The organism is Stenotrophomonas sp. 85239_Sma (genome assembly GCF_056481725.1).
The window spans coordinates 2,853,551-2,879,149 of record NZ_CM151163.1 but is presented as its reverse complement, the minus strand read 5'-3'; the positions used below and the strand labels follow the sequence as shown (position 1 = coordinate 2,879,149).

At 67.3% G+C, this 25,599-nt stretch carries 25 protein-coding genes; 13 read left to right on the top strand and 12 right to left on the bottom strand.

Going from position 1 to position 25,599, the window contains the following annotated elements; translation table 11 throughout:
- Positions 1 to 48: 48 nt before the first annotated feature.
- The 3 genes from ACYKG1_RS13540 to ACYKG1_RS13530 all read left to right on the top strand — a co-directional run bounded on the left by ACYKG1_RS13540 (position 49) and on the right by ACYKG1_RS13530 (position 2,997).
- Positions 49 to 1,305, top strand: coding sequence for an ABC transporter permease (locus ACYKG1_RS13540; RefSeq protein ID WP_262227320.1), 1,257 nt, complete (start codon positions 49 to 51; stop codon positions 1,303 to 1,305).
- Between the two features lie 32 nt (positions 1,306 to 1,337).
- On the top strand, positions 1,338 to 2,549 hold the full coding sequence (locus ACYKG1_RS13535) for an ABC transporter permease (protein WP_478470730.1): 1,212 nt from the start codon (positions 1,338 to 1,340) through the stop codon (positions 2,547 to 2,549).
- A 127-nt stretch (positions 2,550 to 2,676) separates the two neighbouring features.
- Positions 2,677 to 2,997, top strand: a complete 321-nt coding sequence (locus ACYKG1_RS13530) for a hypothetical protein (RefSeq protein ID WP_100473271.1) — start codon at positions 2,677 to 2,679, stop codon at positions 2,995 to 2,997.
- Between the two features lie 10 nt (positions 2,998 to 3,007).
- Here the strand turns inward: ACYKG1_RS13530 and ACYKG1_RS13525 are convergent, their stop codons facing one another.
- Positions 3,008 to 3,991 (bottom strand): hypothetical protein, encoded by a 984-nt coding sequence (locus ACYKG1_RS13525; RefSeq protein ID WP_100473270.1) that lies wholly within the window; start codon positions 3,989 to 3,991, stop codon positions 3,008 to 3,010.
- A 138-nt stretch (positions 3,992 to 4,129) separates the two neighbouring features.
- On the opposite strand from ACYKG1_RS13525, the gene ACYKG1_RS13520 reads away from it, so the two are divergent.
- Positions 4,130 to 5,095, top strand: a complete 966-nt coding sequence (locus ACYKG1_RS13520; RefSeq protein WP_478470729.1) for a DUF2268 domain-containing putative Zn-dependent protease — start codon at positions 4,130 to 4,132, stop codon at positions 5,093 to 5,095.
- Positions 5,096 to 5,144: 49 nt separating this feature from the next.
- Positions 5,145 to 5,933 (top strand): SGNH/GDSL hydrolase family protein, encoded by a 789-nt coding sequence (locus ACYKG1_RS13515; RefSeq protein ID WP_478470728.1) that lies wholly within the window; start codon positions 5,145 to 5,147, stop codon positions 5,931 to 5,933.
- Here the strand turns inward: ACYKG1_RS13515 and ACYKG1_RS13510 are convergent.
- The gene (locus ACYKG1_RS13510; RefSeq protein WP_478470727.1) at positions 5,908 to 6,792 is read right to left on the bottom strand and encodes a LysR family transcriptional regulator; all 885 of its coding nucleotides are present in this window, start codon (positions 6,790 to 6,792) and stop codon (positions 5,908 to 5,910) included. The two genes, ACYKG1_RS13515 and ACYKG1_RS13510, sit on opposite strands and share 26 nt — an antisense overlap.
- Before the next feature lie 105 nt (positions 6,793 to 6,897).
- Between ACYKG1_RS13510 and ACYKG1_RS13505 the strand changes: the two genes are divergently transcribed.
- Together ACYKG1_RS13505 and ACYKG1_RS13500 are read left to right on the top strand one after the other, a co-directional pair.
- Positions 6,898 to 8,028, top strand: coding sequence for an agmatine deiminase family protein (locus ACYKG1_RS13505; RefSeq protein ID WP_478470726.1), 1,131 nt, complete (start codon positions 6,898 to 6,900; stop codon positions 8,026 to 8,028).
- Between the two features lie 67 nt (positions 8,029 to 8,095).
- Positions 8,096 to 8,818: a hypothetical protein gene (locus ACYKG1_RS13500; protein ID WP_478470725.1), complete on the top strand. Its 723-nt coding sequence runs from the start codon at positions 8,096 to 8,098 to the stop codon at positions 8,816 to 8,818.
- 3 nt (positions 8,819 to 8,821) lie between these two features.
- On the opposite strand, the gene ACYKG1_RS13495 is transcribed toward ACYKG1_RS13500, so the two are convergent.
- Positions 8,822 to 9,367 carry a thioesterase family protein gene (locus ACYKG1_RS13495; RefSeq protein ID WP_478470724.1) on the bottom strand — a complete coding sequence of 182 codons (546 nt, stop codon included), beginning with the start codon at positions 9,365 to 9,367 and terminating at the stop codon, positions 8,822 to 8,824.
- A 69-nt stretch (positions 9,368 to 9,436) separates the two neighbouring features.
- Between ACYKG1_RS13495 and ACYKG1_RS13490 the strand changes: the two genes are divergently transcribed.
- The 4 genes from ACYKG1_RS13490 to ACYKG1_RS13475 all read left to right on the top strand — a co-directional run bounded on the left by ACYKG1_RS13490 (position 9,437) and on the right by ACYKG1_RS13475 (position 11,930).
- Entirely contained in the window at positions 9,437 to 10,012 is a 576-nt protein-coding gene (locus ACYKG1_RS13490; RefSeq protein ID WP_478470723.1) for a TetR/AcrR family transcriptional regulator, read from the top strand.
- Between the two features lie 75 nt (positions 10,013 to 10,087).
- Positions 10,088 to 10,285 (top strand): hypothetical protein, encoded by a 198-nt coding sequence (locus ACYKG1_RS13485; protein WP_478470722.1) that lies wholly within the window; start codon positions 10,088 to 10,090, stop codon positions 10,283 to 10,285.
- Between the two features lie 153 nt (positions 10,286 to 10,438).
- Positions 10,439 to 11,218, top strand: coding sequence for a hypothetical protein (locus tag ACYKG1_RS13480; RefSeq protein WP_478470721.1), 780 nt, complete (start codon positions 10,439 to 10,441; stop codon positions 11,216 to 11,218).
- A gap of 193 nt (positions 11,219 to 11,411) precedes the next feature.
- Complete coding sequence (locus tag ACYKG1_RS13475; RefSeq protein ID WP_100473262.1) at positions 11,412 to 11,930, top strand: hypothetical protein; 519 nt, start codon at positions 11,412 to 11,414, stop codon at positions 11,928 to 11,930.
- Positions 11,931 to 11,976: 46 nt separating this feature from the next.
- Here the strand turns inward: ACYKG1_RS13475 and ACYKG1_RS13470 are convergent, their stop codons facing one another.
- The 6 genes from ACYKG1_RS13470 to hutI all read right to left on the bottom strand — a co-directional run bounded on the left by ACYKG1_RS13470 (position 11,977) and on the right by hutI (position 21,102).
- The gene (locus tag ACYKG1_RS13470) at positions 11,977 to 14,088 is read right to left on the bottom strand and encodes a TonB-dependent receptor family protein (RefSeq protein ID WP_478470720.1); all 2,112 of its coding nucleotides are present in this window, start codon (positions 14,086 to 14,088) and stop codon (positions 11,977 to 11,979) included.
- Between the two features lie 151 nt (positions 14,089 to 14,239).
- On the bottom strand, positions 14,240 to 15,676 hold the full coding sequence (locus tag ACYKG1_RS13465; RefSeq protein ID WP_478470719.1) for a serine hydrolase domain-containing protein: 1,437 nt from the start codon (positions 15,674 to 15,676) through the stop codon (positions 14,240 to 14,242).
- A gap of 149 nt (positions 15,677 to 15,825) precedes the next feature.
- Positions 15,826 to 17,493, bottom strand: coding sequence for a urocanate hydratase (gene hutU, locus ACYKG1_RS13460; RefSeq protein WP_262083382.1), 1,668 nt, complete (start codon positions 17,491 to 17,493; stop codon positions 15,826 to 15,828).
- Positions 17,490 to 18,344, bottom strand: a complete 855-nt coding sequence (gene hutG / locus ACYKG1_RS13455) for an N-formylglutamate deformylase (RefSeq protein ID WP_100473258.1) — start codon at positions 18,342 to 18,344, stop codon at positions 17,490 to 17,492. The genes hutU and hutG overlap by 4 nt, the downstream gene beginning before the upstream one ends.
- Positions 18,341 to 19,882 (bottom strand): histidine ammonia-lyase, encoded by a 1,542-nt coding sequence (hutH, locus tag ACYKG1_RS13450; protein WP_100473257.1) that lies wholly within the window; start codon positions 19,880 to 19,882, stop codon positions 18,341 to 18,343. The genes hutG and hutH overlap by 4 nt, the downstream gene beginning before the upstream one ends.
- On the bottom strand, positions 19,879 to 21,102 hold the full coding sequence (gene hutI / locus ACYKG1_RS13445; protein WP_478470718.1) for an imidazolonepropionase: 1,224 nt from the start codon (positions 21,100 to 21,102) through the stop codon (positions 19,879 to 19,881). The genes hutH and hutI overlap by 4 nt, the downstream gene beginning before the upstream one ends.
- Positions 21,103 to 21,169: 67 nt before the next feature.
- Between hutI and ACYKG1_RS13440 the strand changes: the two genes are divergently transcribed.
- Together ACYKG1_RS13440 and hutC are read left to right on the top strand one after the other, a co-directional pair.
- Positions 21,170 to 22,540, top strand: coding sequence for a formimidoylglutamate deiminase (locus ACYKG1_RS13440; protein WP_100473256.1), 1,371 nt, complete (start codon positions 21,170 to 21,172; stop codon positions 22,538 to 22,540).
- A 28-nt stretch (positions 22,541 to 22,568) separates the two neighbouring features.
- On the top strand, positions 22,569 to 23,297 hold the full coding sequence (gene hutC / locus ACYKG1_RS13435; RefSeq protein ID WP_088026455.1) for a histidine utilization repressor: 729 nt from the start codon (positions 22,569 to 22,571) through the stop codon (positions 23,295 to 23,297).
- 102 nt (positions 23,298 to 23,399) lie between these two features.
- Here hutC and ACYKG1_RS13430 read toward each other — a convergent pair whose 3' ends face one another.
- The 3 genes from ACYKG1_RS13430 to ACYKG1_RS13420 all read right to left on the bottom strand — a co-directional run bounded on the left by ACYKG1_RS13430 (position 23,400) and on the right by ACYKG1_RS13420 (position 25,488).
- Positions 23,400 to 24,404, bottom strand: a complete 1,005-nt coding sequence (locus ACYKG1_RS13430; protein WP_100473254.1) for a restriction endonuclease — start codon at positions 24,402 to 24,404, stop codon at positions 23,400 to 23,402.
- A 236-nt stretch (positions 24,405 to 24,640) separates the two neighbouring features.
- Positions 24,641 to 25,132 (bottom strand): phasin family protein, encoded by a 492-nt coding sequence (locus ACYKG1_RS13425; protein WP_478470717.1) that lies wholly within the window; start codon positions 25,130 to 25,132, stop codon positions 24,641 to 24,643.
- 80 nt (positions 25,133 to 25,212) lie between these two features.
- On the bottom strand, positions 25,213 to 25,488 hold the full coding sequence (locus ACYKG1_RS13420) for a polyhydroxyalkanoic acid system family protein (protein WP_005417302.1): 276 nt from the start codon (positions 25,486 to 25,488) through the stop codon (positions 25,213 to 25,215).
- Between the last annotated feature and the right edge of the window lie 111 nt (positions 25,489 to 25,599).

Below are 25,599 nucleotides of genomic sequence, written 5' to 3'. Positions count from 1 at the left end.
ACGTATTACCTGGGGCTGGCGCGAACCCGCTTGCTGGAGACCAAAGGCATGACGCTGGCTCTGGTGCTGGCGTTGGGGCTGGGCATCGGTGCCAGCGTGACCATGCTCACTGTCGTCCGCGCCATGTCCTGGGACCCGCTGCCCGGGCGCAGCGGTCAGCTGTTCCACCCCTTCCTGGATCCGCTGCCGGCCGGGTACCAGCTCAAGGGGGGGCTGGATCCGCGGGTGGCCATGACCTGGCCCGATGCCCGCGAACTGCTGCGCAATGCACCTGCGCATCGGCAGGCCGTACTGGCTGCGGGCCGGCTGCTGGTGGATCCGCAGCCGGGCGCATCGACGGCCTTCTTCGTTGATGGCCAGTACACCAATGCGGACGCAGCGGCGATGTTCGGCATGGAGGTGCTGCAGGGGAGCTGGTGGTCTGCGGACGATGATCTGCAGCGCTCCCGGGTCGTGGTGGTCAGTCACACGCTGGCGCAGCGGCTCGGTCATGGACGTTCCCTGGTCGGGCGGACCCTGCAGCTGGATGGCCAGCCCTTCAGAGTGGTCGGAGTGATCGCTGACTGGATGCCGCTGCCGCGCTTCCATACCGACCTGCAGCAAGAACCCTTCAAGGGACGCGACGATGTCTTCATTCCGCTGCAGACCGCGGTAGAACTTCAGCTTCGGGTTGCCAACAGCATGTACGGCTGGTCAGGCAGCACGCCGGCGAACCGCATGGTCGACGCGAGCACGGCGTGGGTCCAGCTCTGGGCCGAGATCCCGGATCAGGCCGGCCAGCAGGCGTACCTGCACTTCCTGCAACGCTACGTACAGGACCAGCACGCACGTGGGCGCTTCGACCGGCAGACGCCCCCGCACCTGGACGGCCTGCGCAGCTATCTGGTCCAGCGCCGGATCATTCCGGACGAAGTACGGCTGCAGCTGGCGTTGTGCCTGGCCTTCCTGGTCGTCTGCCTGGTCAACATGGGAGCGCTGATCTTCGCCCGTTTTGTCCGCCGGACGCACGAGATCGCGGTCCGCCGTGCGCTGGGGGCCCGCCGCAGGGACATCATCCTGCAGTTGTGCACCGAAGCGCTGATGATCGGGTTGCTGGGAGGAGGGGTGGGCCTGCTGGTCGCGCAGGCCGGGCTGTTCCTGGTGCGGATGCAGCCGGAAGACTATGCCAGCCTCGCTGTCATCGACCCGGCGATGGTGATCGCCACGCCCGTGCTGGCATGCATCGCCAGCCTGTTCGCCGCCGTCCTGCCCGCGCTGCGCGCGGCCTCCACCCGTGTCGCCATGCAGATCAAGGCCGCTGAATGAGCGTTTCACAGATTCCGTTGATTGCCCGTGCGATGAAGAAGAACCGGCTGGTGGCCGGCATCCTGCTGCTGCAGGTGATCATCGCCACCGCCTGCGTCACCAATATCGCCTTCCTGCTTGCGCAGCGCGTGGAGACGCTCGCCTACGACACCGGCCTGCAGGAGCAGGGGCTTGGCATCATCGAAACCGAGTTCGTCGGCAGCGCGGCGGCCAATCCAGCCGCCGCGGTCAAGGCAGACATGCAGGCATTGCGCAACGTGGCCGGGGTGAAGGCCGTGGTGGCGGCCGAGTCACTGCCGTTGAGCCAGCACAACTGGACCGTCGGCTTCACCAATGCCCCGGTGCAGGGCCAGGACACGTCCGGCATCGTAGAGGCCGAGCCCGCAGTCTATGGCATGTCTGCCGGTGCGGTGGAAGCGCTGGGCATGCGCCTTGTCGCAGGCCGTGATTTCTCCGCCGCATCATTCGTGCAGACCGAGTCCGCGCAGGACTACGCCGGCCTCTACAAAGCCAGTGAAGCCATCGTCTCCGCCGCGCTCGCACGTCACCTGTTCGGCTCGGCCAGTGCGGTCGGGCGGGATCTGTATACGGACGGCATCCATCCACTGCGCATCGTCGGGGTCGTCGAGACCCTGTCCAGGCCGGTGCTGCGGACCGATGGAGACAACGACATGAGCCTGCTGCTGCCGTTGATTCCTGATGGCACCCGGGTGATGTATGCGGTGCGTAGCGAGCCGGGCGTACTTCCCACCGTGCTCGACTCTGCCAGCAACGCGTTGGCCGGGCGCGAAGCCAATCGCATGCTGTCTCGCGTCCAGCGCTTCAGCGAGCTGCGGGCCGAGTACTTCCGGCGTGACCGCACCATGGCGATCATTTTCCTGTGCGCTGGCGTCTCGCTGCTGATCGTGACCGGTACTGGCGTTTACGGGTTGGCCAGCTTCTGGGTCCGCAAGCGCTATCCCCAGATCGGGATACGACGGGCATTGGGTGCGCGCAGGCGTGATGTGGTCAGCTTCTTCATGATCGAGAACCTGATGCTGACACTCGTCGGTGCACTGGCTGGGAGCGCGCTGGCATTGGCATTGAATATCTGGGTTGCGCGCTACTACGAGATACCCCGCATCGATCCTGGCTTTCTCGCGCTGGGGGTCGGGCTGATGTTCGCGCTGGGACAGCTTGCCGCCTGGGTGCCGGCACGTCGGGCGGCGCGCGAGGCGCCGGTCGCGGTTCTCAACAGCACCTGATTGATCCGCAGGGTGACCCCGTGTCATGTGCTGTTGCGATTACGTAACCGTGTGTGATGCCGCAGCCATGGCGCGCGGAAGCTGCGATACGCTGCAGGTCTGTTGCTGTCCGCCATGGGTTTCACCAATGAAGTCCAAACTTGTTGCCGCAGTGTTGGCGCTGGGGATGACGCCGAGCCTGCATGCCCAGTCACTCCCGTCGGAACTGGCGCAGCTTGGCATCGTTGCCGGCATGCCCTATGCCAAGGCCAAGCGCCTGCTGGATGCGGCAGGGTGGCAGGCGCGCCCGGTACAGGGCACGCCTGAGTCGCTCGAGGGCTTTCCGGAAGTCGGATGCCAGAAGGGGGGAACCCGCTGCACGACAACCTTCGAAAAGGGCGGGCAGCAGGTCGCGGTGCGGCTGGGCACTACCCTGGCAGGGCAGCCGTTCGTGCAGGGTGCTGACTGAGCCTCCACCTTCACGCCAGCGGCAGGCGGTCCTGCGCGTGCGACAGCCGGTCGTGCAGCTCGCGCACATGCTCGGCCTTGGCATGCACACGGGTGGTGTCGCCAAAGCTGCGAAGGTAGGTACAGGCGGCAAAGCCAGCGCTCTTCTTTTCGTAGTCGGCAATCCAGGCCAGGCGATCCGGATTGCTGGCCTGCTCGGCCGACCATGCCGCCGCTGGCGGGCGGATGCGATATCGCAGGCCAACACGCCAGGGTTTGGGGGTCAGCCGGGCACGGAAGCAATGTTGCAGCCGGCACATGCGCGCATACAACGGATCGGTGCCCAGCGCCTTGAAGAAGTCCTGCGGCAGCTCGTCCTCGGGTGAGAACGTGGCATGCATCACCAGCACGCGCAGCCCCGCCGGGGTGCGGTAGGCGCGAAGATGCCAATCAGGATGCTGTTCACTGAAAGTGTCCACGCGCTTCAACGCAAGCCCTTCAGCACCGCCGGCCGCGGCCAGGCGCTGCTTCCGCCGCATCAGCAGGGCCGTGTTGACCAGCAGCACTGCCGCCACGCCCAGTACCAGGCCCACCAGCCAATGCCAGAGCAGGGTGCCGATGATGGCACCGGCAAGCAGTACGACCGCAGCGACGATGGCCGGTATCACGCACCCGGCTGGTGGCTGCGCATGGTCGATATCGGCGAACAGCACGTCGGGGCTGTTGAGGCACAGCGCGCCATAGCTGTTGCGGGTGATGATGACATCGCCGTCACGCTGCACGATCTGCTCGCGGATCGGCACGCCCTCCACACCGTAGTTGCTGCGCACTTCGCGGCGCGGCAGTACCTGCCCGGCGATGATGGCGTTGAGGGCTTCATGGGCACGTGCGTCGGCGTGGGCCTGGGCTTGGGCAGGGCCTTCGTCGGACCAGCCGAAGCGGCGCACCACCACCGGCCGGCCACGAAAGCGGGACTGCAGGCGGGCTTCAGCCCAGTACGCGGGAACGATCATCATCGTACGGTGCTCCATCATCCATGGCCGGTGCCAGAGTGAGTCTGGCACAGCCCCGAAGGGGCCGCATGTACCCGCTGCGGTGGCCGGGGCGGAGTGGTAGATTGCGCGCTTCGCATGCACTCCACCAAGGACGGAGCGATGTCCAGTTTCCTGCGTTGCCTGCTTGCCCTGGCCTGTACCGGGGCGGTCGGCGTGGCGTCGGCGGGTATCCCGCCGGGGCCGCAGATCCTCACCACCGATGCCAGTCGCTTCTACGCGCTCTACGACAGCACCGGCGGCAAGCCCAGCGTCGCCCAGCTGGCCGGTTACCTGGCCGAAGGCAGTACGGGCCTGGGTGAACTGGCGAAGGCACGCCGGGTCACGCCCGAGCGTATTGCCGAGGCCATTGCCAGCCAGCCCGAGGTGTATGCAAAGGGCCGCAGTTGCCTTGCGGAGCTGCCGGCGGTGAAGCAGCGCCTGGTGCAGGTGTTTAGTAACCTGCAGGCTATTTATCCGCAGGCCACGTTTCCGCCGGTGACCATCGCGGTCGGCCGTGGCCGTCCGGTCGGGTTGACCTCGAAAAGCGGGGTGATCATCGGCCTGGAAGCGCTGTGCGCAGCGGATTTCATGAATCCCAATGTGCAGGACCGCTTCGTGCACGTGATCGCGCACGAGTACGTGCACATCCAGCAGACCGGCCTGACCGACTTCGAGCCGGGCGACCCGCGTGCAACGGTGCTGCGTGTTTCACTGGGCGAAGGCATCGCTGAGTTCATCGCCGAGCTGATTTCCGGCAACGTCGGCAACGGTCGCCACGCCACCTGGACGCACGGCCGGGAGGTCCATATCGAAAGCGCCTTTGCGCTGGATGTGGACAGCACCGACCTGTCGCCGTGGCTGTACAACTACAAGCCCGGTTCACAGGAACCCTATGACCTCGGCTACTGGGTCGGCTACCGCATCGCCAAGGCCTATTACCTGCAGGCCAAGGACAAGCGCGATGCGGTGCGTGCGCTGATCCAGCAGGACAATCCGAAGGCGATCCTCGCCGCCAGTGGTTGGACGCCAGGCATGTGGATGCCGGCGAAAGTCACGGGAGTGGCGGCGCGTACGGTTGTGCGCTGAGCACAGGGCATGGCGTTAGACTGCGGAAGATGATTTCAGGAGTATCCGCATGCGTGGACCTGTTGAGCTTGCCACTGCCACCGTCGTGACGCTGGGCCTCGCGATGGCTTCTCCGCTGGGCGCCGCCGAAGCCGTCGCAGTCAATCCGCTGCTGCAGACGCCCATCGACCAGCTGCGCCCCGACGAGGTTCGTTTCATGCAGCAACGCCTGGCCGATTGGCCGGAGCTGCAACGCTATCGTGACGCCAACGCTCGACTGCCTGCGGCGGTGCCGGGTCAGCCACGCGTGGTCTTCTTCGGCGACTCGATCACCGAAGGCTGGGGCAGGGAAGGCAGTGCCGGTTTCTTCCCGGGCAAGGGCTGGCTCAACCGCGGTATCAGTGGCCAGACCACGGCGCAGATGCTGGTGCGTTTCCCGCAGGACGTGCTGGCACTGAAGCCACAGGTGGTGGTGATCCTGGCCGGCACCAACGACATCGCCGGCAACACCGGCCCGTCCACGCAGGCGATGATCGAAGACAACCTGCACGCGATAGTGGACCTCGCCCGTGCACACGGCATCCGTGTGGTGCTGGCATCGGTGCTGCCGGTCAGCGATTACCCGTGGCTGCCGGGCACGGCACCTGCGCCCAAGGTGCGTGCATTGAACACGGCGTTGAAGCGCTATGCCGATGTGCAGCAACTGGTCTATCTGGACTACTACACGCCGATGGCCAATGCCGCCGGTGGGCTGGATCCGCAGTTGGCCGTCGACGGCGTGCATCCCACGGCGAAGGGCTATGCGGTGATGGCGCCGCTGGCCGAAGCGGCGGTCAAGCGCGCGTTGCAGCAGAAGTAGCTCCCGCGGGCAGGCTCGCCAGCAGCCACTCGCAGAAACTGATCACCAGCGGATCGGCCGCGCTGTCCTCATGCACCAGCCAGCTCCAGCGCGGGCCGCGCACGCGTGCATCATCCAGGGCTTGCAGCAGGCCTTGATCGCACGCACGCGCGCTCAGCAGTTCGCTGACCAGCGCGATGCCCAACCCTTGGCATGCGGCATCCAGCAGTTGCCCGGGCTCGGAGAAATTCATGCCCTCGCGGCGCTGGCCGACATCGGCACCGCCCTGTACCTGCCACTGGCTCCAGTCCATTTCGCGTTCCCCATGCAGGGTCAGGCGCTCGTGCACGGGCGTGGCCAGCAGCCTGGGGTGGCAAGCGGGATAGAGACGGTCCTGCAGCAGCACGCGATGCTGGCACTGCGCCTGCGAGTCGAGGTCATCACGTACCGCCACGTCAAGCGTCTGCGTGGTCATGTCCGGGGCTTCCTCACTGGTCAGCAGCCAAAGGTCGGCATCGGGATGCAGCCGGCGGAAGCTGGCCAGGCGCGGCACCAGCCAGTGGCGGGCAAAGGCCGGGCTGGTGTTGACGATCAGTTGATTCGGCTTGCGGTACTGGTCGAGCCGACGGATGCCACTGGCCAGCTGCCGCAGCAGGGACTGGGTGGTTTCCAGCAGGTCGATGCCGGCATCGGTGAGGGTGACGCTGCGGCCCTGCCGGAAGAACAACGGCTGCTGCAGCGACGCTTCCAGGCCCCGGATCTGCTGGCTGATGGCCGACTGGGTCAGGTGCAGTTCCTCCGCCGCACGGTGGAAACTGCCGAGCCGGGCGGCGGCCTCGAAACCCCGCAGGGCGTTCAGCGGTGGCCAGTGCTTGAGCATTTCAGATAAGTAAAACTTTTCAATTGGCGGCTGAATCTATCGTTTGTTCTTATGTGTCGGCAAGCGCAGCATAGCGCCCATCCCACACCGGCCCTGGAGCCTGTCATGACCAACCGACGTCACTTCCTCACCCAGCTGGCGGGCGCCGCCGGTCTTGGCGGCCTTGCTGCTCTTGGCCTGGCCGGCCTGCCGGGGCGCGTGGCTGCCGCGGAACCGGGTGCAGGCATCTGGCGCATGCCCGACGAACATGGGCCGCAGGAACGCGTCTTCCTGGCCTTCGCCGCGCAGCCGCGGGTGTGGGGGGCGCGGGCCGATGCGGTGAACACCGCCGTGGCACGGCTGGCCCGCACCATCGCCCGCCACCAGCCGGTCAGCGTGCTGTGCCGCCCGGCGCAGTTGAAGCAGGCGCAGGACCGCTGCGGGCGCGACAACATCGAGTTCCTGGAAGTGCCCTTGGACGACATCTGGGTGCGCGACTACGGTGGCTGCTTCGTCACCAATGGCAAAGGTGGCCTCGGCCTGGTCGACTTCAACTTCAACGGTTGGGGCGGCAAGCAGAGCGCGCGCAACGATGGCGCGGTGGCGCCGTGGCTGGCACAGGTGACCGGTGCCACGCTGCTGGAAAGCGATCTGGTGGGCGAGGGCGGCGGCATCGAAGTCGATGGCCACGGCACGGCCATCCTTACCGAAAGCTGCTGGGTCAATCGCAATCGCAATCCGGACTGGTCGCGCGCGGATATCGAGGCCGAGCTGAAACACCACCTCGGCCTGCGCAAGGTGATCTGGCTGCCCGGTATCGCCGGCAAGGACATCACCGATGCGCACGTGGACTTCTATGCGCGTTTCGTGCGGCCGGGCGTGGTGATCGCCAACCTGGACAACGACCCGGCGTCCTACGATTACGATCTGACCCGCGAGCATCTGGACATTCTGCGCGGGGCCACCGATGCCGATGGCCGTCGCCTGCAGGTGCACACGCTGCCGCCGCCCTTGGACGGGCGCGACAACGTGCATACCCGCGACAACGATGATCTGGCGATGGGCTACATCAACTACCTGCCGATCAACGGCGCCGTGGTCGCGCCGCAGTTCGGAGACGATGCAGCCGATGGCTATTGCCGCGAGCTGCTGGAGGATCTGTATCCGGGCCGGGCGATCGAGCAGGTGGACATCGATGCGATTGCCGGCGGTGGTGGCGGCATCCATTGCGTGACCAAGAACATGCCCAAGGTCTAGCCCGTCACGGTACAGTGGCGCGGAAGCCGGCCACGCAGCGTGGCCGCCAGGGATGATGGAGCGAGTGATGCGGAAGGGAATCCAGGGCTGGCTGCGCCGAGGCGGCGCAACGATGGCATTGCTGCTGGCCGCCGCGCCGGTTTTCAGTGCAGGCACGGCGGCGCCTTCGCCGCTGACGCGTGAACCGGTGGGCGGCGTGTCGTTGGCCGAATGGACCGCACGGTGGTGGCGGTGGGCCGACGGCCAGGGCGGCGCGCCCTATCTCGACCCGGATGGCCGTGTGTGCGATCTGGGCCAGGAGGGTCCGGTCTGGAACCTGGCCGGCACCAACGGCCGTTTCCGGCCACATCGCGAATGCGTGGTGCCGGCCGGCAAGTACCTGTTGCTGCCGATCATCAACATGGCGCACTACCAGATGGATGAGCGTGTGTCCTGCAAGGAGCTGCAGGCAGGGGCCGCGGTCAACAACGATTACCTGATCAGCGCGGTAGTGCTGCTGGACGGCCAGCCATTGGGCGACATGCGCAGGCATCGGGTCCGCAGCGAAGGCTGCTTCCGCATGGATGCCGAGGACGAACGCTCGCGGCTGGCTGCTGCGGATGGTTATTGGGTGATGATCAAGCCGTTGCCGCCAGGCCGGCATACCCTCAGCGTGGGCGCCAACTACGGTGTACCGGATGGGGGCGCGTACAGCCGCATGCGGCAGTCCTTCGAATACGTGCTGCACGTGGGTGGGCGCAGCCAGGTCGTATCGCGCGGACAGCCCACGATGCCGATGGCGGCTCCCTGAGGCTCAGGCATCGTCCTGCTTCAACGCCGCATCGGCCGCCAGCAGCGCCTCGGCGGCTGCACTGAGCGGCGGCGACGGCGGGGCGACCACGCCGATCGCTTCCATCATCCTGGGCATGCCGAGGAACTGGCGCGCGCGGCGATCGTAGATGCCGGTGACCAGCAGCGCGCGCGTGGCAATCTTCTGCTCGGCACCGATCAGCACGCGCTGCTCCATGATGCCGCGCGAACCGACCCAGCCGACCAGCCGCGTTTCCAGGGTGAAGCGCTGGAACGGCTTGAGTTCGCGGCGGAACTGGATGGTGCCGGCGCCGACGATCGGTGCCCATTTCTCGCGCAGCGCCACCCGGCCCAGGCCCATGCGCAGGATCAGGTCCAGCCGGCCCAGGTCGAAAATGTTCCAGTAGCGGCCGTTGGTCATGTGCAGGTTGCTGTCCAGGTCATTGGGCAGCACCCGGAACTGCAGCCGCGAGACCCCGAACGGGGCCTCCAGCCTGGGCCGGAACAGACTGCACAGCAGCAGGTGGAGCAGGCGGAACCAGAGATTCATGGCTATGACGACTGTTATAGAACGGCCGGTACGCTAATCTATGACGACTGTCCTGGCAAGGAACCTGCCGTGAGCCCGCGCCCCTCTGATGCGCCTCAACGCGTGATTGATGCTGCGGCACAGATGCTGGCGCGCGTGGGTCTCAATGCCACCAGCATCCGTGAAGTGACCAAGCTGGCCGAGGCGCCGCTAGGGTCCACCTACCACCACTTTCCCGGCGGCAAGCAGGAGCTGCTGGCGCGTGCCACCCACATGGCCGGCGACAAGGTGGAGGCGCTGCTGGTGGAGCTGCTGAAGGATGGGGCGGTGAAGGGCCTGCAGCAGTTCCTGGCGATGTGGCGCGAGCGCCTGCTGCGCACCGGTTTTCGCGCCGGCTGCCCGGTGCTGGCCGCTGCCGTGGAGGAGCCGGTTGAGGCGACGCCCAGCCAGGCCCGCGCGGCGGCTGCGGAAGTGTTCGCGCGCTGGCAGGGCCACCTGGCGGCGGCGTTCGTCGCCGATGGCCACGAGCCGGCCGCCGCGGGCGGGCTGGCCAGCCTGGTGATTGCCAGCGTGGAAGGTGTGGTGGCGATGTGCCGCGCGCTGCAGGACATCGCCCCGTTCGACCAGGTGGCCGCGCAGTTGCTGAAAGCCGCTGCGCCGCCTTGATCCGGCGGCACGGTCGCGGGAGACTCGGCGCAGGCCCTGACTTGACGCCGCCATCTGGCACGGCAATCGGCGCCGTTGTTCCGTGAGCGTGAGCAGCAGTTGCTCGAGCTGACCTTCAAGGACGACGTAGCGCTGGCCAGCATCGGCTGGCGTGGCGTGTTCGCGCAGGACATGCCCGATGGCCCCGGTGCGGGCACGGAACTGGCACTGCAGGGACGTAGCGAGTTCGCATTTGAGGGCGGTCGCATCGTGCGGATCATCGACCGCAGCTGAGCAACGGCCGCCCAGGTCCGCCGGCTGGACAGCGGACCTGCCCGCGGTAGAATCCGCGCACCACCGCCTACGCGTGCCCGGCAAGGATGTCCGCATGCAACATCAGGTTCTCGCACTTCCATGCTGCACGATCCGCGGCACCCGGTGGCGCCGATGAAACGCACCCGTTTCTTTTCACGCAGTCCATTGAAGCTGCCGGTCAACCGCGGCAGCGAAGTCGTGCGCGCGCGGCAGCACCTGCAGCAGCGCGGCTGGCCGCGCCTGCAGATGGCGCTGATCGTGGCCCTGACCGGTGCGGCCGGTTTTCTTGCCTCGCATCTGCTGCGCCTGGCCGGCATCGACGCGATGCTGCTTCGCTATCCCATGGCCGTGCTGCTGGCCTATGGCGTGTTCCTGCTGCTGATGTGGATCTGGATGCGCTGGCGTTGGGACAACGTGCTGGATGGGCTGTCGCCGGATGTGGGTGGTGGCAGCCCCTCGCCACGCGGAAGTGCCGTGGAATCACCGTGGAGCGGCGTCGGTGGGCGATCCGGCGGTGGCGGTGCATCGGCATCGTGGAACGAGCCGGCGCCGGCCAGCGGCGGCGATGCCGGTGAGCTGCCGTTGACCGGCCTGGCCGAAGACGAAGCGGGCCTGCCGTTGCTGGCGATCCTCGGCCTCGTCGCGCTGGTGGCGACCGTCCTGCTGGCCAGCGTGTGGGTGGTGTGGTCGGCGCCGGTGCTGATGGCTGAACTGCTGGTGGACGCGGCGATCGCCGGAGGCCTGTACCGGCGCATGCAGGGCATGCAGCAGCACGGGTGGTGGCGGGTATGCGTGTCGCATACGGTCTGGCCGCTGCTCGGGTTGCTGCTGTTCTTCGCGATGCTGGGCTGGCTCGCGCAGGAACTCGCGCCCGGTGCGAGCCATCTGCTGCAGGTCATCCCGGCGCTGTAGTTGGGGGGCGTCCTTGAAATGGCCAGCCCGGACCATTTTCAGCAGCAGTGGACAGTGGGCTATGATCGCGGTCGCCCGGAATCGGTGTCCTGGCGGTTTCGCCTATTCGAAGCTTGTCGTACTGGGTAGGGAACAGGGACGCCGGTTATCCGAACGCCCGTCCAAACACACAACCGTTGACGAGGAAGAGCGCATGGATGTCGCCGCACGCAGGAACAGGACGTTGTTTCGTTGGATCATGGTGACGCTGCTGGCAGCGTTGTTGCCGTTTGCAGCACTGGCACAGCCCGCAGCCGCGCAGGCTGAGGGCGCCGAAGCTGCCACCGCCGCGGAAGAGGCGCAATGCCGCGCCTGTACCTATGAGCGCATTGGACCCAAGGTCGATATCGGCCTGGTGGCACTGGTGTCGCTGCTGGTGGTCGGCCTGCTGATCGCCGCATCGCGGGAATGGGGCACCACCTCGCAGCGCTGGACCTGCCGCACGCTGGCCCTGCTGCTGGTGGGTATCGGGGCGGCGTTGCTGTGGTGGGCCGGCAGCATCCTCTACCTGGGTTACAACCCCTGGCAGGAAATGGCCGCACCCGTTGATGGCTCGCTCACCTCCACACTGCTCACTACCTCGCCGAAGTGGCTGGCGGCACTGGTGCTGATCGGCTTTGCGCCTTCCATCTGGAAGCGCAGCGAGCGCCTGCCGGCCTGGCGTATCGGCTGACCCTGGAACGGCGGCGCCGGATCACACCCGGCGCCGCCTGCGGCCATCAATCAAAGCGCCAGCGCACACCTGCGTAGACGCCACGACCTTCGCCCGGCGTCGAGCGGGCGACATCCCTGCCGGCATCGTCGTAGCCCGGCGTAACCGTGGCGGCATAGTGGCGGTTGCCGATGTTGCGCATCTCCGCCCAGGCCTGCCAGCGGCCACCGGGTGCGTCGTAGCCGATGCGGCTGCCGAAGATCACGTGGCTGTCGGCCCAATAGCTGTTGGCGTAGTCCACGGCGATGCGCGAGGCGTATTCGGTATTCAGCGCGGCGTACAGGCCGGACGCGTGATCGAAGCGCAACTCGGCCTGGTAGGCGTGGCGCGGCAGTCCGGGCAGGCGGTTGCTGCCGAAGCGCGCATCATGGCGGTAGCGGAAGTCGCTGAAGGTATACGCCTGGCGCAGCGACAGGCGGCCCGGCGCAGCCTGCCACAAGGTGCTGTCCAACCCGGCTTCGATGCCGCGGTGAACGGTGGGGCTGGCGTTGTTCTCGGCGATGAACAGGTTCGGCACCGGCTGCAGTTCGACGCTCAGCAGTTCGTGGTTCACGTGTGCGTAGTAGCCGGTCAGTTCCCAGCGACCCAGCGCCGCGTCACCGCGCGCACCCAGTTCCAGCGTGGTGGCCGTCTGGTTCTGCATCGGCACCGGCGCGCGCTGGCGGCCAGTGGACGGGCCATTGCCCGGCCCGAAGTACTGGTTGGAGCCCCAGATCATCGACCACGGGTGCGGCGCCTCCACCGAACGGCTGAGGTTGCCGAACCACTGGGTCTGGGCGCTGTGCTGCCAGGTGAAGCCCAATCGAGGTGCGTAGTCCCAGTCGCGGTCGCGCAGGCGGCCGCCGCTGCTCGGCCAGGTCACCTGCACATCGCGACGGGTGTTGATCAGTGCCAGCCCGGTCTGCATGCGCAGGCGGTCATTGAAGGTGAGGGTATTGCCGACGTGCAGCGTGCTGTCGGTGCCGTGGTGGCGGAAATCACGCGTGCGCGTACCGGCGGCATAGCCGTTGCTGGCAAAGCGTAGCGACTCGCGCACATCGGCGTCCAGGTCGTGGGTGATACGCAGGCCGACCGTGGTTTCGCTGTCCAGGCCGAACAGCCGGTGGCGGCGGCGGTAGTCCAGCGTGGCATTGAGGTTGGCGTAGTCCAGCTGCTGCCGGTACAGGCTCTCGTTCAAGTCCATCGGGTACGTGTGGTAGACCAGCCCGGCCTGCAGCGAGGAGTCCTCATCAATCCGCAGCGTGGTGACGTTGCCCACCCAGGTGCTGCCCGGCTGAGGGCGACGCGCATCGATGGCCAGGTTGGCCGGGTTCGCCGCATGCGGGTCGTTGCGGATCTGGTCGCGGGTCAGGCGACCGGGCGTTTCGTGATTCGTTTCGCGGTAACGTACGAAGAAGCGCGTCTGCAGGGCAGGCGTGATCTGCCAGCCGATGTTGGCCATCGCGCCCTTGCCATCGCCGCGCGCATGGCGCTGGTAACCGTCGAATTCGGTATCGGTGTAGGCCAGGAAGTAATCGACATCGCCACTGACGCCGCCCCAGCTGATGCCGCGCTTCTGGTAGCCACGGCTGCCGGCTTCGTAGTGCAGCTGCACGCCCGCCGAATCACGGCCGCTGCGGCTGACGTAGTCGATGGCACCGCCCAGCGCCAAGGCGCCACGCTCGAAACCGCTGGCCCCACGCAGTACTTCCACACGGGACACCCACAGTGGTTCCAGCAGCTCGTACGGGGTGCCGCCCGGGCCGGTGAGCGGCAGGCCGTCGATCGACACTGCAATACCCGAGGCATGCGCGCCCGGGCCACGGTTGATGCCCGAGCCCCGGATCGAGACCTTGGTACCTTCGTTGCCCGGCGACTGCGCGCTGATGCCCAACTGGTAGGCCAGTACATCGGCACTGCTGGACAAGCGGCTGTCGGCCTTGGCCACGTCGATGACGTTGCTAGCGCCGGGTACGCGCTTCAGCGCCTCGCGCGCCTGGGCGCTGGCATCGGCGGCAGCAGTGACCCGCACCGCATCAAGGGTGGTTGCCTGCGGCGCGGCAGCGGCGGTGGTGGAGAGGCCAAAGGAAACGGCCAGGAACAACAGCGAAGGGGTGGGGCGGTATGGCGAGAGCGACATGCGGAAATGCTGTAAACCACGAAAGTGGCGCGCAAGTTAACAGGTCGGCAGCCCCGCGTCACCCGTCTCCCGCGTATGGTTCGCTGCGGCGCTCTGTAGTGTCGAGCCATGCTCGACTGCTTGTCTGCCCGGAGTCGAGCATGGCTCGACACTACAGAGCCGTCTTCGCCAGCGCCTTGGCCTTCGCATACAGCCGGTCAGCCGTTTCCTTCTCACCCAGCGCGGCATGACACTCCGCCAGGCTGTCCCACGCATTTGCCGAATCCGGATACAGCTCGGTGTTGAGCGTGAACACCTTCACCGCCTTGCGTGCACCAAGACTTTCGCGGATCGCGTACCCATCGGCATTGATCGCGCGTTCCAGTTCACTGGCAGCAACCTTGTTGCTGTCGCGCAGCCAGCGATGCACAGCTTCGGCCGCGCCAGCGCTGTCATCCAGCGCATACGCGATCAATCGCTCGGACAACACCGCATGCGGGAATTCTTCGGGCGCGGCCACCGCCATCGTGCTTTCCACCAGCGTGCTCGACCACACGTTGCGGGCGCTGCCGTTGGTCAGGTACACGAACACCCAGTAGCCGTTGGCCAGCGTGCCCTTGTAGGCCAGCCGTGCACGCACGCGGGTGCCACCATCGTGGCCGACCTGGGTGTAGCCGTCGCTGCGGGTGGTGTCCCAGCCCGTGGAGAAGAAGTTGCTGCCGCCGCCGCTCAGCTTCTGCGGCTGCCAGAGCGTTTCCAGCGTGGACGTGCGCAGCAGCTTGCCGGTCGCCAGCGCCTGCAGGAATCGGTTCATGTCGCCCACGGTGGTCTGCAGGTCGGCATGCCCCCAGCCGTAGTTGGGCCAGGGATCTTCATTGGCCGGTTGCAACGCGCCATCCTTGCCGATGTACGGCACCGCCGCGCGCTGGGCTGGCACGCTGGTGGCGCCCCATGAGGTGCTGGTCATCTTCAGCGGCTGCAGGATGCGTTCGCGCGCGATGGCCGGGTAGGGCCTGCGGTAATGCGCTTCAAGCAGCGCCGTCAGCACCAGGTAGTTGGCCTGCGTGTACTGCACGCGGCTGCCGGTGGCGAACTGCATCGGCGCAGCCGCAGCCACCTTCAGTGCAGCGGAAAGGTCGGGCGCAACACCGGTGTAGCCCTTGCTCACCCAGCGATTGTCCACCCGGCCGTAGTACTCGCCGATACCCGCGCTGTGGTTGAGGAAATCGCGCACGTGGATCGCCTGCCATGCGGATGGCAGGTCCGGCACATAACGGCTGGCCGGCGCGTCCAGATCCACCTTGCCCTGGTCGACCAGCTGCATCACCAGCGTGCTGGTCAGCAGCTTTGCCATCGACTGCGCGGCGAAGATGGTATCGCCAGTGGCAGGCGCATGGGCAGCGGGATCGCGTTCGCCGCTGGCCCCCTGGTAGAGCACCTGGCCGTTGTGTGCGACCAGTACGGCCTGGCCGGCGATGCCGTAGCGCTCGCGGTTGCTCTGCAGCTGGGCGTCGAGCCGGGAAGAGAGGCCGGTAGGGACGTCACGCGCCGAGGCGGGCAGGGCGATGGCCAGGGCACAGAGCAATGCGGCAGCAGGGATGCGGTACATCGCGGTGGTCCGTCAGCGGTGATGGCGCATGTTGGTCACGGCGGAAGAGCGGGTCAAGGGCACAGATTCCCGCATCATGGAGAGCCGGCCAGCGGCCGGCACTACCACACGTTTCCGGTAGTGCCGGCCGTTGGCCGGCACCCCTGCGATCAGCCCAGGATCCCCGGCAGATCCAGTCCCTTTTCCTTAGCGCAGTCGATCGCGATCTCATAGCCGGCATCGGCATGGCGCATCACGCCGGTGGCCGGGTCGTTCCACAGCACGCGACCAATCCGCTTGGCTGCGGCTTCGGTGCCGTCGCAGACGATCACCATGCCGGCGTGCTGCGAGAAGCCCATGCCGACGCCACCGCCGTGGTGCAGCGACACCCACGTCGCGCCGCTGGCGGTGTTGAGCAGGGCGTTCAGCAGCGGCCAGTCGGAGACGGCATCGGAACCATCGGCCATCGCTTCGGTTTCGCGGTTCGGCGACGCCACGCTGCCGCTGTCCAGGTGGTCACGGCCGATCACCACCGGCGCCTTCAGTTCGCCGTTGGCGACCATTTCGTTGAACGCCAGGCCGAGGCGATCGCGGTCACCCAGGCCGACCCAGCAGATGCGTGCCGGCAGGCCCTGGAACTTGATCTTCTCGGCGGCCATGTCCAGCCAGCGGTGCAGGTGCGGATTGTCCGGAATCAGTTCCTTCACTTTGGCGTCGGTCTTGGCGATGTCTTCCGGGTCGCCGCTCAGTGCGGCCCAGCGGAACGGGCCGATGCCGCGGCAGAACAGCGGACGGATGTAGGCCGGCACGAAACCGGGGAAGTCAAACGCGTTCTCCACGCCTTCTTCCAGCGCCATCTGCCGCAGGTTGTTGCCGTAGTCCACCGTGGGCACGCCCAGTGCGTGGAAGCCGAGCATGGCGCGGATGTGGTTGGCCATCGACGCGCGCGCGGCCTTCTCCACGTCCTTCGGCGCACTCACGCGCTTCTCGTCCCACTGCTCGACCGTCCAGCCCTGCGGCAGGTAGCCGTTCACCGGATCGTGCGCGGAGGTCTGGTCGGTCAGCAGGTCCGGCTTCACGCCGCGCTTGAGCAGTTCGGCCAACACATCGGCGACGTTGCCGAGCAGGCCCACCGACTTCGGCGTACCGGCCTTGCACGATTCATCGATCAGGCGCAGCGCTTCGTCCAGGTTGTCGGTCCAGGTATCCAGGTAGCCGGTGCGCAGGCGCATGTCGATGCTGCTCTTGCGGCACTCGACGGCCAGGCAGGAGGCGCCGGCCATCACGGCAGCCAGCGGCTGCGCGCCGCCCATGCCGCCGAGGCCACCAGTGAACAGCCACTTGCCGGTCAGATCGCCACCGAAATGCTGGCGTCCCATCTCCACGAAGGTCTCGTAGGTGCCCTGCACGATGCCCTGTGCGCCGATGTAGATCCAGCTGCCGGCGGTCATCTGGCCGTACATGGCCAGGCCCTTCCTATCCAGCTCGTTGAAGTGGTCCCAGTTGGCCCAGCGCGGCACCAGGTTGGAATTGGCGATCAGCACGCGCGGCGCATCGGCATGGGTGCGGAACACGCCCACCGGCTTGCCCGATTGCACCAGCAGGGTCTGGTCGTCGTCCAGGCGCTTGAGCGTCTCGACGATCGCATCGAAGCTCTCCCAGTCGCGCGCGGCGCGGCCGATGCCGCCGTACACCACCAGTTCCTGCGGGCGCTCGGCCACGTCGGGGTGCAGGTTGTTCATCAGCATGCGCAGCGGCGCTTCGGTCAGCCAGCTCTTGGCGTTGAGCGTGGTGCCGGTCGGCGCGGCAATGGTGCGGGACGGGTCGTTGCGGGTCATGCGGCGCTCCGGTTCGTAGCGAATTCAAGGCAGGCATTGAGCACCTGCGCCAGGGTGTGGCGCAGCGGTGCGGCGTGGTCGGGGTCGAGCGGGGTGGGCCAGCTGTGTTCGTCCACCTGGTCCGGCAGCGGTTCGTGCATGTAGCCGCGGCAGGCCAGCTCCATCTGCAGGCTGTGCACGCCACCGGCGACGTTGCTGTAGTGGCGGGTGATCCAACCGCCCTTGAAGCGGCCGTTGCGCACCTGGCTCATGCCACTGATCTTCAGCAGGTTCTCCACCACATCGCTCAACGCGTTGTCGCAGGAGGTATCCGGCGCACCGGACGGGCCGGCGGTGCCGAGATTGAACTGCGGCAGTTCACCGTCGAACAGGTGCGGGATATGCGAGCGGATCGAGTGCGCGTCATACACCACGACAGTGCCGAACTTCGCACGCAGGCGCGTGATCTGCGCAGCCAGCGCGTCGTGGTAAGGCAGGAAATACGTGTCGCGGCGGCGCGCGATTTCCGCGTCGTCGGGTTCGCGTCCGGCGTGGTACAGCGGCTGGTTGTCGAAGGTGGTCAGCGGGCACAGGCCGGTGGTGTTCTGGCCCGGGTACAGCGACACACCGCTGGGATCGCGGTTGAGATCGATCACCGAGCGCGAGATCGCCGAGCGTACCGTGGTCGCGCCCATGCCTCGCACGAAATCGTACAGTTCGTGCACCCACCAGTCGGCGTCGCGCCGGGCCAGCCATGGCGAGTGGTAGTCGCCGATCAGGTCGTGCGGCAGCTCGCTGCCGGTATGCGGGAAGCTGACGATCAACGGGGCATCGCCTTCGTGCACCGTCAGCCAGTCGGGATGGGCGTTCATGCCTGTGGCTCCACAGTCGGCAACAGTTCGGCCAGGCCCTGCGCCAGCGCGCCGCTGCGCACCAGGTTGGTGGCGGTCACCATGTCCGGATGGAAATAGCGATCCTCTTCCAGCGTCGGCACCTGCGCACGCAGGGTGGCGCGCACGGATTCCAGCGCGGCACTGGAGCGCAGCGGGGCGTGGAAGTCGCAACCCTGCGCAGCGGCCAGCAGTTCGATGCCGATCACGTTGGCCGCGTTCTCGGCCATCTGCATCAGGCGGCGCGCACCATGCGCGGCCATCGACACATGGTCTTCCTGGTTGGCCGAGGTCGGGATCGAATCAACACTGGCCGGGTAGGCGCGCTGCTTGTTTTCCGCGACCAGCGCCGCGGCGGTCACCTGCGGAATCATGAAGCCGGAATTCAGGCCCGGGCGCGGGGTCAGGAACGCCGGCAGGCCGGACAGCGCCGGGTCGACCAGCATCGCCAGGCGGCGCTCGCTGATCGAGCCGATCTCGCACACCGCCATCGCCAGCATGTCGGCGGCGAAGGCGACCGGCTCGGCGTGGAAGTTGCCGCCGGACAGTGCTTCGCCGGTATCGGTGAACACCAGCGGATTGTCGGACACGCCGTTGGCTTCGATTTCCAGGGTGGTAGCGGCCTGGCGCAGGATGTCCAGTGCCGCGCCCATCACCTGCGGCTGGCAGCGCAGGCAGTACGGGTCCTGCACGCGCACGTCGTTGTCGCGGTGCGATTCGCGGATGTCCGAGCCCTGCATCAGCGTGCGTAGGGTGGCCGCAGTGGCGATCTGCCCGCGCTGGCCGCGGATCTCATGGATGCGCGGGTCGAACGGTGTGTCAGAACCCTTGGCCGCTTCCACTGACAGCGCGCCGGTGACCAGCGCAGCCTGGAACACGGTCTCGATCTCGAACAGGCCGGCCAGCGCATAGGCGGTGGAGAACTGGGTGCCGTTGAGCAGTGCCAGGCCTTCCTTCGCGCCCAGGTCGATCGGCTGCAAACCGGCGCGTCCCAGTGCGTCGGTTGCCGGAAGGCGTTCGTCACCGATGAACGCTTCGCCCACGCCCAGCATCACGCTGGCCAGGTGCGAGAGCGGCGCCAGGTCGCCCGAGGCACCCACCGACCCCTGCGCGGGCACCACCGGCAGCACGCCCTTGACCAGCATCGCTTCCAGCAGCAGCAGCGTTTCCTCGCGGATGCCTGAAGCCCCTTGGGCGAGGCTGACCAGCTTCAGCGCCATCATCAGGCGCACCACGCTGGCCGGCATCGGCTCGCCCACGCCGGCCGCATGCGAAAGCACGATGTTCCGCTGCAGGGTGGCCAGGTCTTCGCGCTCGATGCGCACGCTGGCCAGCTTGCCGAAGCCGGTGTTGATGCCATACACCGGTGCGCCCTTGGCGACGATGGCGGCGACGGCCGCCGCACTGGCGCGCACCACCGGCAGCGCGGCCGGGTCCAGTGCAAGCGGCGCACCGCGATAGACCTGCCGCCACTGGGCAAGAGTGACATGGCCGGGGCGAAGAACCAGGGTGTTGCTCATGTGTTGCTCCAGGAGGCAGGCAGGTCGGGCTGTCCGCGCACCACGCGCGCGTGCAGCGGGTTGAATCCAATGCGATAGACCAGGTCGGCGGGGGCGTCGATGTCCCAGATCGCCAGGTCGCAGTCCATGCCTACGGCCAAACGGCCGATGCGCTCGCCATGGCCCAGTGCGCGCGCTGCTTCACGGGTGAAGCCGGCGATGCACTCGTCCACGGTCAGGCGGAACAGGGTGGCGCCCATGTTCATCGCCAGAAGCGGGCTGGTCAGTGGCGAGGTGCCGGGGTTGCTGTCGGTGGCCAGCGCCAGCGGCACGCCGGCCGCACGCAGCGCGGCGATCGGTGGCAGGGTGGTATCGCGGGTGAAATAGAACGCGCCGGGCAGCAGCACGGCGACGGTGCCAGCGGCGGCCATCGCGGCGATGCCGGCATCGTCCAGGTGTTCGATATGGTCGGCCGACAGTGCACCGAAGCTGGCCGCCAGTTCGGCGCCATGCTGGTTGCTCAGCTGCTCGGCGTGGATCTTCACCGCCAGCCCGTTGGCGCGTGCCGCTTCGAAAACCTGCCGCGCCTGAGCCGGCGAGAAGGCGATGTTCTCGCAGAACACATCCACCGCTTCGGCCAGACCTTCGGTGGCGATGGCCGGAATCATCACGTTGCACACCTCGTCGGTGTATTCCTGTGCTTCGCGGCCCGGCGGAATCGCGTGTGCGCCGAGGAAGGTGGTCACCACGTTGACCCGGCATTCCTCGCCCAGTGCACGCGCCACCTGCAGCTGCTTGCGTTCGTCGGGCAGGGTCAGGCCGTAGCCGGACTTGATCTCGAGGGTGGTCACGCCCTCGGCGCGCATCGCCAGCAGGCGTGGCCGGCTTTCCAGGGCCAGCTGTTCGGGCGTGGCGGCACGGGTGGCGCGCACGGTAGAGACGATGCCGCCGCCGGCACGGGCGATCTCGGCATAGCTGACGCCCTGCAGGCGCTGCTCGAATTCGTTGGCGCGGTTGCCGGCGTAGACCAGGTGGGTATGGCAGTCGATCAGGCCCGGCGAGATCCAGCGGCCTTCGCCGTCGATGCGGGTGGTCGGCTGCAGGTGGGCATCGCTGCCGGCCGCGCCAACATGAACGATGCGGCCGTCGGCGCAGGCCAGTACGCCATCGCGGATGACACCCAGCCCCTCGCCATCGAGGGTGATCAGGTGGACGTTGGACCAGAGGGTATCGACGTGCATGGCATCCACAACGCGGCTGTGCTTATATGTCTATACAATATAGGCGTCCATTTCGGGTTGTCCAGCCATGTCCGATTCGCGTTCCCCGCACAGTTTCCATGCCGCCCACGCCCTGCTGGCCGAAGGTTGGGCCCGCGATGTCCGCCTGCAGGTGCAGGACGGTCGCATCACGGCAATCAGCACGGGGCAGGGCGCGCAGGCGGGCGACACCCGCGTCGGCATCCTGGTGCCGGGCCTGCCCAACCTGCACAGCCATGCCTTCCAGCGTGGCATGGCTGGGCTGACCGAGATCGGCGGCGGCGACGGTGACAGCTTCTGGAGCTGGCGCGAGCTGATGTATCGCTTCCTGGCCCATCTGCGCCCGGACGCGGTGCAGGCCATCGCGGCCCAGGCTTACATGGAAATGCTGGAAAGCGGCTTTACCCGCGTCGGCGAATTCCACTACCTGCACCACGATGCTGACGGCCGGCCGTATGCCAACCGTGCCGAGATGAGCGCACGGATTGCGGCGGCGGCCGACCAGACCGGCATCGGCCTGACCCTGCTGCCGGTGTTCTATGCGCACGCCGATTTCGGCGGGGCGGCCCCGAACCCTGCGCAGCGGCGGCTGATCCACGACGTGGACGGCTTCGCGCAGCTGCTGGACACCGCCAAGCTGTCATTGGCCACGCTGCCCGACGCGGTGCTCGGCATCGCACCGCACAGCCTGCGTGCAGTCACCGGCGAGGAATTGAGTGCGTTGCTGCCGCTGACCGACGGCCCGGTGCACATCCACATCGCCGAACAGGTGCGCGAGGTGGAGGCCTGCCTGGCATGGAGCGGCCAGCGCCCGGTGCAGTGGCTGTACAACCATGCGCCGGTGGATGCGCGCTGGTGCCTGGTGCATGCCACCCACATCACCGATGACGAGCGTGCGGCCATTGTGGCCAGCCAGGCCGTGGCCGGCCTGTGCCCGATCACCGAGGCCAACCTGGGCGACGGCCTGTTCCCGATGCAGGCATTCGCGCGCGAAGGTGGTCGCTTCGGTGTCGGCTCCGATTCCAATGTATTGATCGACGCGGCTGAAGAACTGCGCCTGCTCGAATACGGACAGCGGCTGACTCTGCGCGGGCGCAATGTGCTGGCCCCGGACGCCACCCGCAGCACTGGCCGCTTCCTGTTCGAGGGCGCACTGCACGGTGGTGCGCAGGCCCTGGGCGTGGCCCCGGGACTGCAGGTCGGCGCCAGTGCCGATCTGGTCGAGCTGGACGCCGCGCACCCGGCACTGCAGGCGCGACAGGATGACGCATGGCTTGACAGCTGGGTGTTCGCCGCACGTAATGGCGCGCTGCGATCGGTCTGGCGCCATGGCCGCCAATGCGTGGCCGAGGGCCGCCACCTGCAGCACGAGGCGATCACCACCGCCTTCGCCGCCGCGCTGCGCGGCGTGCTGGGCTGATCGCCTCCCGCCACCGAGACTCCATTACGTGAAGGCCAGCAAGTCCGCCACGCTCAACCAGCGTATCCGCAGCGATCTGGAAAGCCGCATCCTCAGCGGAGAGTGGGCGCCGGGCTTCCGCATTCCTTACGAGCACGAGCTGATGGAGCAGTACGGCTGCTCGCGGATGACCGTGAACAAGGTGCTGACCGCACTGGCCGAGAGCGGCATGATCGAGCGTCGCCGCCGCGCGGGTTCGTTCGTGGCACGGCAACCCCCGCACCTGGAGCAGGTGGCGCTGGAGATTCCGGATATCGCGATGGAAGTCGGCTCACGCGGCCATCAGTACGCCTATCGACTGCTGCAACGCGACCTGCGCCTGGCCGATGCCGGCAATGCCGGCGAAGTGGAGCTGGCGGGCCAGGAGACGCTGCTGGCGATGCGTTGCCTGCACCTGGCCGATGGCCGTCCGTTGGCGCTGGAGCACCGCCTGATCAGCCCGGTGGGCGTGCCCGAGGTGCTGGAGGTCGATTTCAGTACCACCGCGCCGGGCAGCTGGTTGCTGCAGAACGTTTCGTGGACCCGCGCCCAGCACCGCATCAGCGCCTGGGGCGCCGACACCGCCACCGCCAAGCTGCTGGACGTGAAGCCGGGCACCGCCTGCCTGGTGATCGAGCGCCTGACCTGGCGTGGCGAACAGCCGATCACCCGCGTGCGCCAGGTATTCCTTGGCGACGCCTGGGATCTGGTCGCGCGCTTCGCGCCGGGGGCGCGTTAAGAGCCGTATCCACGCATGGCGTGGATCCACTGAAGTCTCGCCGGGATTACGCGATGGGTGTGAACCCCTGGTAGATCCACGCCATGGGTGGTTGCTGCCTCATCAATACGTAGCGCACTGCCGCCAGCGCACGGGTTCATCCACGCCGGGGCGGGCGTTGAGCTGGATGCGCACGTTGCGCAGGGCGGGGTAATGCAGCACTTCCTCGCAGACCCGCGGCCACACCGCTTCCAGTTCGCCGGTGCGGTTGATCGCCAGGGTCTGGCGGGTCAGCCAGACGCCGCTGGCGATGCCGGGCTTGCCGGCCAGTGCGCGGGCCAGATCGGCCTGGAAGCGCTCCAGCGTGGCGGCATCCGGGTTGGGATTGCTGCGCGCGTCCACCGCCGGGGCGACGGCAGCCGCGGGAGCGGGGGCGGGCGCGGGTACTGCTTCGATCGGGGCAGGTTCAGCCGCAGGTGCGGCCGAAGGCGTTGCCACCGCCGGCGCCGTAGCACCGGGCGCGGTTTTTTCCACGTGCAGGCCCTGCAGGCCCAAGCCGACCAGCAGCCCCAGCGTTGCCGAACCCAGTGCCGCAATGGCAATCCGGCGCAGTGCCTCATGTCGGGCGCTGGCACGCACACGTGCCTCGATATCGCCAGGCAGGTAGGGTTGCAGCAGCGGCCACAGGCGCGGGCCGTCCAGCACTTCAACGGCCTGCTTCTCGGCGGCGCCACGGCCGTCGCGCTCGATACGGCCTTCGGTCAGCAGCACGCCGCCCTTGGCCCCGGCCAGGCGCGCGGCCGCGCCCAGCTCGTTCACTGCGGCGGTGCCGATGCGGTAGGCCAGGCCATGCTTGCACGACACCAGCCATTGATTGGGGCCATCGCTGAGCAGGAAGTCGCTGCTCGGCTCGCGGGCATCTTCGGCCGGATCGATAAGCTCGCGCAGGCCGCGCTGTTCGCGCAGCATGCGCTTGACCAGTACCGAGAATTCGCGCCAGTGCATGCCGGCCAGGGCCTGCAGGCCGAGTTGCATCTCCTTCCGCCGCCGCTTGATCCACCACAGATAGACAACGGCCAGGGAACAGGTAAGCAGGGCCGACAGCAGGGCCAGGATCCAAGGGAGCATGCAGGAGTAGGGCGGAAGGGGCGAAAGCGGAGAACGACAGTGTAAAGGTCGCGGTGCCCGGCTGGGTCAGGATGTTCCTGACAGGAAGCGTGATGGAGCGCGCAGATCGGCGCACGGCGGGCACGAAAAACCCGCCAATCCTGAAGCCGTGAGGGGAGGGAACAAACGGCAGCCGAAGCGATTGGCGGGTTGCTCGCGATTGTCAATCAATTTTTATTGCATTGCAACAATTGCGCTCAGGGCACGCTGTCCGGCGATTGATGGCTGCCCGGAGCGGGGGCGTCGGTGCCGGACGCGGCGCGGTTTTCCAGCTTGGCCAGGCGCGCGTGCAGGGCATCGATGCGGACCTCGAGCGCGGTCACTTCGTCGGCAGTGGGGACATGCAGGCGCTTGAGCACGCCCTGCACCTGGTCATCAAAGGCCTTCTCGACCTTGTTCCAGGTGCCGGAAGCCTTCTCGCGGGCCTCGTCCAGCGACGTTTCGACGTTGTCGCGCCAGCCCGGGCCCTGTTCGCCGCTGCGCTCACGGCGGCGGGCTTCCCAGGCTTCACCTTCCTTCACCAGGCCATCGAAGAAGCGGCTGCCCTCGGCCTGGGCACGGCCCAGCGCACCCAGCCCGGCCAGCCAGACCTGCTGTGCCGAGTCACTGAGCTTGCGCGAGAAGCGCTCGGCCTGGTCACCGAAAGAGGCGTCGTCGTTGCGGCGGTCGTCGTTTTCGTAGTGGTTCATCGCACTTCCCGTGGGAGTTGGGCCTGCCCCGAGAGTAGCGCGCGTTGGCGTTGCACGGCCGTGACGGCCGCCGCCGGGGTTCAGCCCAGCTTTTCCTTCAGCACGCGCTGGATCTCGCCTTCGACCATGCCCTTCATCGCCGACAGCAGGAAACCCAGCTTGGCGGTCACGCGCACGGCGCCCGGCTGCAGTTCGATCGCACCGTCCACGCCGCTGCCGGAGAAGTTCAGGACGTCGGCGGTCCAGGACGACTTCAGGCCGAAGCGCTCGGACAGCTTGGCAGCGACCTGCTCGATCGCGGCGCGCGCCTGTGCGTCGGGCAGGGCGTGGGCGTGGCGGACATCGATGGTGGACATGCAGGCTCCTGGCGCAGGGCGGGGATGATCAAAGAGGGCAAGCATTGTGCGCATCGCGGGCCTTCGCGCCAAGCACTCATCGTGGGTTCTTCTTCGTTGGCGGCCAACCTG

Bases quoted from the DNA above. Each gene is read 5' to 3' on its own strand.
- ACYKG1_RS13540 (WP_262227320.1), top strand. From the start codon at position 49: ATGACGCTGGCTCTGGTGCTGGCGTTGGGGCTGGGCATCGGTGCCAGC.
- ACYKG1_RS13535 (WP_478470730.1), top strand. From the start codon at position 1,338: ATGAAGAAGAACCGGCTGGTGGCCGGCATCCTGCTGCTGCAGGTGATC.
- ACYKG1_RS13530 (WP_100473271.1), top strand. From the start codon at position 2,677: ATGAAGTCCAAACTTGTTGCCGCAGTGTTGGCGCTGGGGATGACGCCG.
- ACYKG1_RS13525 (WP_100473270.1), bottom strand. From the start codon at position 3,991: ATGATGATCGTTCCCGCGTACTGGGCTGAAGCCCGCCTGCAGTCCCGC.
- ACYKG1_RS13520 (WP_478470729.1), top strand. From the start codon at position 4,130: ATGTCCAGTTTCCTGCGTTGCCTGCTTGCCCTGGCCTGTACCGGGGCG.
- ACYKG1_RS13515 (WP_478470728.1), top strand. From the start codon at position 5,145: ATGCGTGGACCTGTTGAGCTTGCCACTGCCACCGTCGTGACGCTGGGC.
- ACYKG1_RS13510 (WP_478470727.1), bottom strand. From the start codon at position 6,792: ATGCTCAAGCACTGGCCACCGCTGAACGCCCTGCGGGGTTTCGAGGCC.
- ACYKG1_RS13505 (WP_478470726.1), top strand. From the start codon at position 6,898: ATGACCAACCGACGTCACTTCCTCACCCAGCTGGCGGGCGCCGCCGGT.
- ACYKG1_RS13500 (WP_478470725.1), top strand. From the start codon at position 8,096: ATGCGGAAGGGAATCCAGGGCTGGCTGCGCCGAGGCGGCGCAACGATG.
- ACYKG1_RS13495 (WP_478470724.1), bottom strand. From the start codon at position 9,367: ATGAATCTCTGGTTCCGCCTGCTCCACCTGCTGCTGTGCAGTCTGTTC.
- ACYKG1_RS13480 (WP_478470721.1), top strand. From the start codon at position 10,439: ATGAAACGCACCCGTTTCTTTTCACGCAGTCCATTGAAGCTGCCGGTC.
- ACYKG1_RS13475 (WP_100473262.1), top strand. From the start codon at position 11,412: ATGGATGTCGCCGCACGCAGGAACAGGACGTTGTTTCGTTGGATCATG.
- ACYKG1_RS13470 (WP_478470720.1), bottom strand. From the start codon at position 14,088: ATGTCGCTCTCGCCATACCGCCCCACCCCTTCGCTGTTGTTCCTGGCC.
- ACYKG1_RS13465 (WP_478470719.1), bottom strand. From the start codon at position 15,676: ATGTACCGCATCCCTGCTGCCGCATTGCTCTGTGCCCTGGCCATCGCC.
- hutU (WP_262083382.1), bottom strand. From the start codon at position 17,493: ATGACCCGCAACGACCCGTCCCGCACCATTGCCGCGCCGACCGGCACC.
- hutG (WP_100473258.1), bottom strand. From the start codon at position 18,344: ATGAACGCCCATCCCGACTGGCTGACGGTGCACGAAGGCGATGCCCCG.
- hutH (WP_100473257.1), bottom strand. From the start codon at position 19,882: ATGAGCAACACCCTGGTTCTTCGCCCCGGCCATGTCACTCTTGCCCAG.
- hutI (WP_478470718.1), bottom strand. From the start codon at position 21,102: ATGCACGTCGATACCCTCTGGTCCAACGTCCACCTGATCACCCTCGAT.
- ACYKG1_RS13440 (WP_100473256.1), top strand. From the start codon at position 21,170: ATGTCCGATTCGCGTTCCCCGCACAGTTTCCATGCCGCCCACGCCCTG.
- ACYKG1_RS13430 (WP_100473254.1), bottom strand. From the start codon at position 24,404: ATGCTCCCTTGGATCCTGGCCCTGCTGTCGGCCCTGCTTACCTGTTCC.
- ACYKG1_RS13425 (WP_478470717.1), bottom strand. From the start codon at position 25,132: ATGAACCACTACGAAAACGACGACCGCCGCAACGACGACGCCTCTTTC.
- ACYKG1_RS13420 (WP_005417302.1), bottom strand. From the start codon at position 25,488: ATGTCCACCATCGATGTCCGCCACGCCCACGCCCTGCCCGACGCACAG.